Source organism: Streptomyces sp. NPDC050856 (genome assembly GCF_040653855.1).
GTDB lineage: Bacteria > Actinomycetota > Actinomycetes > Streptomycetales > Streptomycetaceae > Streptomyces.
The window spans coordinates 1-7,093 of record NZ_JBFAGV010000060.1; the positions used below are offsets into that span (position 1 = coordinate 1).

Below are 7,093 nucleotides of genomic sequence, written 5' to 3' on the forward strand. Positions count from 1 at the left end.
CCGGTCCGGGAGCAACGGCTCGATCCGCGCCCACTGCGCATCAGTCAACGGCACACCCGGACCAACGACCGACTGATCCAAACGAAACTGCCTAGTCGCGGACGCCGACGAAGAAGCCGGGTGTGCCGTTGCCGGTCTCGACGTACTCGACGGCCAGCCCGGCCTTGCGGTAGGCCGTCTCGTACTCCGCCCGGGAGAACAGCGTCAGGCGGTCCACCTCGCTGCGGTGCTGGATCCCCTCGGCGGAGTCCGCGAGCAGGTAGTGGATCTCCATCCGGGTGACGTCGCCCTCACGGGTGGAGTGGGCGACGCGGGCGATGCCCTGGTCGCCCACCTTGAGGGCGTGGGTGGAGACGTAGCCGGGGATGAAGGTGTCGGGGAAGTACCACGGTTCGATGGCCAGGACTCCGTCCTCGGCCAGGTGCCGGGACATGGCCAGCACCGCGGCCTCCAGGTCGGCCACGCCGCTCAGGTAGCCGATCGAGCTGAACATGCACACCACGGCGTCGAAGCTCTCACCGAGGTCGAAGTCGCGCATGTCGCCGAGGTGCAGGGGCACGCCGGAGAGCCGCTGGGCGGCTCGGGCCGCCATGGACTCGGACAGTTCGAGTCCGGCGACGCGGTCGTGGAGCTTGGCGAACGCGGCCAGGTGGATGCCGGTGCCGCAGGCGACGTCCAGCAGGCTGGACGCGTCCGGCTTGCGCTCCCGGATGATCCCGGTGACGCGGGCGGCCTCGGCCGCGTAGTCCTTGCGGTCCTGGTACAGCAGATCGTAGATCTCCGCCGCGGTGTCGCTCTCATACATGGGGGTTCCTCCATCGGGTGGTCACGGGGCGGCGGCTGCGGCGATGCCTTCCAGCCTGCTCACCAGGGCGTTGGGGGGCGGCGCGGCGGACATCTCCGTCCGCAGCCGCGCGGCGGCGCGCCGGTACGAGGGGTCGGCGAGCACCTCCCGGCACGCGGCGACGATGTTCGCCGGCGTGTTGTCCTCGGGGGCCAGGACCCGGGCGGCCCCGCTCCTCCTCAGTGGCGCGAGGTAGTCCTCGAACTCGGGCACGCTCGGTATGACGACCTGGGGCACCGCATGGGCGGCGAGGCCCAGCATGGTGCTGCCGCCCCCGTGGTGGACCGCCAGGTCGCAGGTGGGCGCGAGCACGTCGAAGGGGAGCCAGCCCACCCTGGCGTGGTCGGGCAGTTCGCCGACCTCGGACGCGAGCTGGTCCGGCGCGGCGATCAGCAGTTCCACGTCCAGGCCGGCCGCCGCGTCGATCAGTCCGGTCAAGTGGTCCAGCGCGTACGCCTTGCTGACCCGGCTGCCCGCCGAGATCCACACCCGGGGCCGGGTTCCCCTGGTGTGCATCCAGGGCTCGACCGGCTGTGCCGGGGAGTAGGGGATGTACCGCATCGGTTCGCCGGGCAGGCGCCGCATCAACGGGTCGGCGGCGTGCGGGCGCAGGCTCTCCGGGCACAGGAGCAGCGTGGCGGCCGGCTCGGGCAGGGCGCCGGCGCCCTGTGCGCGCAGTTCCTCCAGAGTGGCCAGGTGCCAGTTCAGCGGTTCGGCGAAGCCGAACTCGACCGCCACGTACGGCACCCGCAGGTCGGCGGAGAGGAGGGCGGCGGCATAGGCCAGTGGCCCGCCGACCACGAGGTCCGGCCGCCACTGGCGCACCAGGTCCCCGAGGTCCCGGTGGCTGTCGAGCGCGATCCGGGCCCCGATGGAGCCCAGCACCACCGCGCGTTCGTCCCGGTCGCCGTCGAGCGGGACGAGCTTGCCGTCCCTCACCACCCGGTAGTCGGTGGGCGACTTCTCCGGCGCGGCGACCGCGGGGATGCCGGCGCCGAGCAGCGTGGGCAGGGCTTCGGCGTGGGCGGCGGCGACGACCTCGTGCCCGGCGCCGCGCACGGTCTGCATCAGCGGGACGAGCGGGAGGATCGCGCCGGCCCCGCCCTCGAAGACGAAGAGGAACCTCATGAGTCGGCGTCGACGAGGATGACTATCTTCCCCCGTCCGTGGCCGCGCTCGACGGCCCGGTGCGCCTCGGCGGCCTCGGCCAGCGGGTACGCGCCCCGGATGTGGAGGGTGATGCCGCCCTCGTTGTAGAGGTCCACCAGCGACTGGAGCCGCGACTGGGAGCGGCCGGGGCCGAAGAGCGGGATGCCCAGTTCCCTGGCCTCGTCGAAGGAGAGCATCGTACGGATGCGCTTGCGGTCCTTCACCAGCTCTGCGGAGGCGCGCAGCGCTTCGGGTCCGGCCGCGTCGAGCGCCGCGTCCACACCGTCCGGTGCCACCGCCCGTACCCGCTCCACCAGACCCTCGCCGTAGGTGACCGGGACGGCTCCCAGGGAGCGCAGGTAGTCGTGGTTCTCCTCGCTGGCCGTGCCGATGACCCGGTCGGCGCCCCACTTGAGGGCGAGCTGCACGGCGAAGGTGCCGAGCGCGCCGGCCGCCGCGTTGATCAGGACGGTGTCGCCCTTGCCCACGCCCATGTGCGACAGGGCCAGGTGGGCGCCCTGGCCGTTGCCGGAGAAGCCGCCCGCGACCCGCCACGGCATGTCGGCGGGCTTGGGGACGATCTGGTCCGCCGGCACGACGACGTACTCGGCGTAGGCGTTGAGCGTGCTGAAGCCGATGACCTCGGTGCCCGGTTCGACGCCGGTGACGCGGTCACCGATCTGGTCGACGACGCCCGCGAACTCGTTGCCCGGCACGGCCGGCGGCTGGGCGGCGAGGAACGGCGGGGCCCAGCCCCTGCGGATGGCGGCGTCGAACGGCTGGACGCCGGCCACCTTGACCCGGACGCGCACCTCGCCGGGACCGGCGTCGGGGGTGTCCAGCTCGTGGATCCGCAGCACGTCCGGCGGGCCGAAGGTGGAAGCTGCCGCTGCCTTCATGGTGGTCCTTTCTCACACTGGTCAAGATCCGGGTTGTTGCCGTGCCTGTTCCTCGGGCCTGGTTCTCCCGGGCAGCATCAGGGCGAGCCCGAAGGGGACGAGGAGAAGACCGGTCATCCACCAGAAGGTGGTGGTGAACGCGGTGGCGTCGATGCCGCTGCCGTTCTCGGAGGCGAGCTGGAGGCTCACCGCCGCCATCGCCCCGCCCATGGCGCCGCCGACGCGCTGGGCGACGGCGCTGATGGTGGCGATGTGCGGGATCGCGTCCTCGGGCAGGTCGTTCTTGTACATGGAGGCGGCCAGGGGGATCGACACGGCGGCCAGTCCCATACCGCGCAGGGCGAGCGCGACGCCGAGGACCGCGTCCTCGGTGCCGGCGTCCGCGAGGGCGAAGGGGACGCTGCCGGCCATGGTGAGCAGCAGTCCGCACAGCACCACGGGCCGGGGGCCGATCCGGTCGGTCAGCGAGCCGACGAAGACGGCCGCGACGCCCATGCCGGCGCCCTGGGGGGCCAGCAGGGTTCCGGCCGCGGTCGCGCTGAGCCCGGCGATCTGCTGGTAGTAGAGCGGGATCAGGAACAGCAGGCCGTACAGCAGGAATCCCACGATGAACAGCACGACCGCCGCCGCCGAGAAGCTCCTGTTGGAGAACGGGCTGAGGTCGATGAGCGCCCGGCCGCGGCGGCGCAGGGCGTGCGCGACGAACGCGCCGGTGAGGACGGTGCCGGTGACCGCCGTTCCCACGCCGGTCAGCACGTCGACGGCCTCGACCGGTCCGGCGGCGCCGATGTCGGCGACGGCCGACAGCCCGTACACCAGTGTCGCCAGGCCGGGGGTGATGAGCAGCAGCCCCTTCCAGTCCAGCTCGGCCCGCCGGTCCCCGCTGTCGCGGGGCAGTACGAACCAGGCCGCCGCCAGGGCGAGTGCCAGCAGGGGGATCTGCCCGATGAACAGCCAGCGCCAGCTCGCGACGTCGATGACCGCTCCGGCGGCGATGGGGCCGAGCACCGGCGCCAGCGTGGACGGTACGGCGACCGCGCTGAAGGCCCGGCCGGCCCGCTCGGGGCCGGCCGCGCGCGTCAGCACGACCATGGCGACCATGCCGATGAGGCCGCCGGAGAATCCCTGGAGCACCCGGAAGAGGATGAGGCTTGCCGACGACCAGGCGATGGCCCCCAGCACCACGGAGCCGAGGAAGGCCACCAGGGACAGCAGCCACACCCGCCGGGCGCCCAGCCGGTTCACCACGTAGCCGGAGATCGGGATGGCCGCGCAGGTGGCCAGCAGGTAGGCGCCGGTGACCCACTGGATGGCCTGCGCCGACGCGTCGAACTCCCGGCTCATCGAGTCGATGGCCACCACCGTCACCGTGCCGTCGACCGCGGCGACGATGGTGCCCAGGATGACGACCACGCCGAGCGCGATCAGGCTCGCGCCCTTCTCCGCCGGTGGGGCTCCCGTTGATCTCAGTTCTGACGCCATGTGAGCGGGGAATCCCTTCCCGGGTTCGGTCGGTGGCACAGTCCGTGCGGGGCCGGCGGGCCCGTCAGTCGACGGTGAGGACGATCTTTCCGCGGCCGTGCCCGGTCTCCAGCTCACGGTGCGCGTCCGCGGCTCGCTCCAGCGGGTACGCCTGACGGATGTGGATCTTGATCAGGCCCTTGGCGTAGAGCTCGGTCAGCTCGGCGAGCCGCTCGGCGGAACGGCCCGGGCCCAGCAGCGGCACCCCGAGCTCCTCGGCCACCTCGTCGGAGAGCATGGTGCGGATGCGGTTCTTGTCGGCGACCAGCTCCACCGAGGCCCGCAGCGCGTCGGGTCCGGCGTTGTCCATGGCGGCGTCGACCCCGTCGGGCGCCACGGCGCGGACCCGCTCGACCAGCCCCTCCCCGTAGGTCACCGGAATCGCGCCGATCGACCGCAGGTAGTCGTGGTTCGCCTCGCTGGCCGTGCCGATGACCGTGGTCGCGCCCCAGGCCCTGGCCAGCTGCACCGAGAAGGTGCCCAGGGCGCCCGCCGCGGCGTGGATCAGGACCGTGTCGCCCGGGTGGACACCCATCTCCTTCAGGCACAGGTGAGCGCCCAGGCCGTTGGCGGTGAAGCCGCCGGCGACGTCCCAGGGCATGTTCGCCGGCTTGGGCACGATCTGGTCCGCGGGCGCCACCACGTACTGGGCGTAGCTCTTCGTCGTGGTGTAACCCAGGACCTCGTCACCCACCGAGAACCCGGTGACGCCCTCGCCGACCTCGTCGATCACACCGGCGAACTCGTTGCCGGGGATCACCGGGAAGGTGAGGTCCACGGAAGGCGGGGCCCATCCCTGCCGGATGCCGGTGTCGAAGTGCTGGACACCCGCCGCCCGGACCCGGACCCGGACCGTGCCGGCGCCCGCTCGGGGCTCCGGCACCTCGGTCAGGGTCAGGACTTCCGGCCCGCCGAACGACGAAAGGGCTGCAGCCTTCATGCCAATCACCGCACTCTCACTTGTTTCTGATATCGGGCACGCATCGGCCGGCGTTGCCGCCCGCCCGACGCGAAGAGGATCACTCAGGCAGCTCGAACCGGCCTTGACTCCCGCTCGATGGCGGGATCTCGTCGTCCGGGGCGCGGCTCCCTGAGGTGATCAGGTACCGCTCAAGTCCGCGTCGAGCGGGGAGCGGCACTGTCGGGGTCCGACAGTCGGCAGCCGCCGGCTCTCATCGGATTCCTTCGGAATTGAGGTCGTCGCGATGCGCGTCTTGTTCGCCGTTTCCCCGGGGCTCGACCATCTGTATCCGTCCTCGGGTCTCGCCTGGGCGTTCCGCACCGCGGGGCATGATGTCGTCGTGGCCACCTCGGGCGTCTCCACGAAGGCCGCGGCCGAGGCGGGCTTCGCCGTACGCGAGGTCTCCCCCGGTGCCGACTTCGCGTCGATCTTCCCCCGGGCCGGGTCGCCGCTGGAGCGGGCCCGCGCCATGCGCGAGCGCGGCCTGGCCATCGCGAAGACCCTGCAGACGCCCGACATCATCCTGGAGAAGTTCTCCCGGGTCAGCGACCTGATGGTGGAGGGCACGCTGCGTTTCGCCGAGGCCTGGCAGCCCGACCTCGTCGTGTACTCCAGGCTGAACGGGGCCGCGCTGGTCGCCGCCCGAGCGCTCGGCGTCCCCGCCGTGGAGCACGGGTTCAGCTTCCTGCGCGAGGGGACCATGCCCCAGCGGTTCCTGCCCCACCTGGCGCCGGTGTACGAACGCGTCGGCGTACCCCACGAGTTGCCGGACGTCACGTCCCTCTACTTCGCGCCCGAGCACATGATGCACGGCGAGGGGGAGGGCTGGACGATCCGCTCCGTGCCGTTCCATGGCGGCGGTACGCTGCCGGACTGGATGGCCGAGCCCAAGCGGCGCGCTCGCGTCTGCGTCACGCTGGGCACGACCGTGCCGCACGTGGCGGGGGTCGGCAGCCTGGACAGTGTGCTGGACGCGGCGGCCGGGGTGGACGCCGAGTTCGTCCTGGCGCTCGGTGACGACCCCGAACTCGACAGCCTGGGCACACTCCCCGGCAATGTGCGGGTCGTGGGCTGGACTCCGCTGAGCACCCTGCTGACCACCTGCGACGCGATCATCCACCACGGTGGCGCGGGCACCACGCTGGCCTCCGCGCACGCGGCCGTCCCCCAGCTCGCCATGCCGCACGGGGCCGACAACTGGATCAACGCCGCGATGGTCGAGCGCTGCGGCCTGGGGCTCAGCCGGGAACCGGGCGAGGTGGACGGCCAGTTGCTCAAGAGGCTCCTGGAGGACGAGGACCTGCGTGCCTCCACCCGGGCCGCGGCCGCGGCGCTGCGCGCCGAGCCGGGCCCCGACCAGGTGGTCCCGCGCCTGCTGGGACTCACCGGCAGGTGAGCTCCCCCGCGCCACCGGTGGCGACGGTGGCGTGCGGAAGTGGCCGTACGCCATCCTCGCCCCCCTTTCCAGGCAGCGCCCATCGGTCAACGGGGCCCGGGCGGGCGGGCCTCGACCAACAACGTAGAACCTCAAGCCGAGTTGAGGTCAACCGCCGGCCCGAGCGGATCCCAACCGCGGCCGCGGAAGTCCGCGGCCCGGCCGGCCGTAACCACAGGAGGAACACCCGTGTCCCGTCGTCTTTTCACCTCGGAGTCGGTGACCGAGGGTCACCCCGACAAGATCGCTGATCAGATCAGCGACACGATTCTCGACGCGTTGCT

General features: G+C 72.1%; 7 protein-coding genes. 2 read left to right on the forward strand and 5 right to left on the reverse strand.

Features of this window, described 5'->3' with window-relative positions; all coding sequences use genetic code 11:
* Positions 1-91: 91 nt before the first annotated feature.
* The 5 genes from AB0H53_RS28845 to AB0H53_RS28865 form a co-directional block, all read right to left on the reverse strand.
* On the reverse strand, positions 92-805 hold the full coding sequence (locus AB0H53_RS28845) for a class I SAM-dependent methyltransferase (protein WP_362119533.1): 714 nt from the start codon (positions 803-805) through the stop codon (positions 92-94).
* A 21-nt stretch (positions 806-826) separates the two neighbouring features.
* A complete protein-coding gene (locus AB0H53_RS28850) occupies positions 827-1,972 on the reverse strand; it encodes a nucleotide disphospho-sugar-binding domain-containing protein (protein WP_362119536.1) in 1,146 nt (381 codons plus the stop codon).
* The gene (locus AB0H53_RS28855; RefSeq protein WP_362119539.1) at positions 1,969-2,892 is read right to left on the reverse strand and encodes an NADP-dependent oxidoreductase; all 924 of its coding nucleotides are present in this window, start codon (positions 2,890-2,892) and stop codon (positions 1,969-1,971) included. Before AB0H53_RS28855 ends, AB0H53_RS28850 begins: the two co-directional genes overlap by 4 nt.
* 21 nt (positions 2,893-2,913) lie before the next feature.
* On the reverse strand, positions 2,914-4,374 hold the full coding sequence (locus AB0H53_RS28860; RefSeq protein ID WP_362119541.1) for a DHA2 family efflux MFS transporter permease subunit: 1,461 nt from the start codon (positions 4,372-4,374) through the stop codon (positions 2,914-2,916).
* A 64-nt stretch (positions 4,375-4,438) separates the two neighbouring features.
* On the reverse strand, positions 4,439-5,353 hold the full coding sequence (locus AB0H53_RS28865; RefSeq protein WP_362119544.1) for an NADP-dependent oxidoreductase: 915 nt from the start codon (positions 5,351-5,353) through the stop codon (positions 4,439-4,441).
* Positions 5,354-5,618: 265 nt separating this feature from the next.
* Here AB0H53_RS28865 and AB0H53_RS28870 point away from each other — a divergent pair, with 265 nt between their 5' ends.
* Both AB0H53_RS28870 and AB0H53_RS28875 read left to right on the forward strand, forming a co-directional pair.
* Positions 5,619-6,770 carry a nucleotide disphospho-sugar-binding domain-containing protein gene (locus AB0H53_RS28870; protein WP_362119547.1) on the forward strand — a complete coding sequence of 384 codons (1,152 nt, stop codon included), beginning with the start codon at positions 5,619-5,621 and terminating at the stop codon, positions 6,768-6,770.
* A 228-nt stretch (positions 6,771-6,998) separates the two neighbouring features.
* Positions 6,999-7,093: S-adenosylmethionine synthetase N-terminal domain-containing protein (locus AB0H53_RS28875; protein ID WP_352332740.1), on the forward strand; the 95-nt coding region annotated here is incomplete at its 3' end.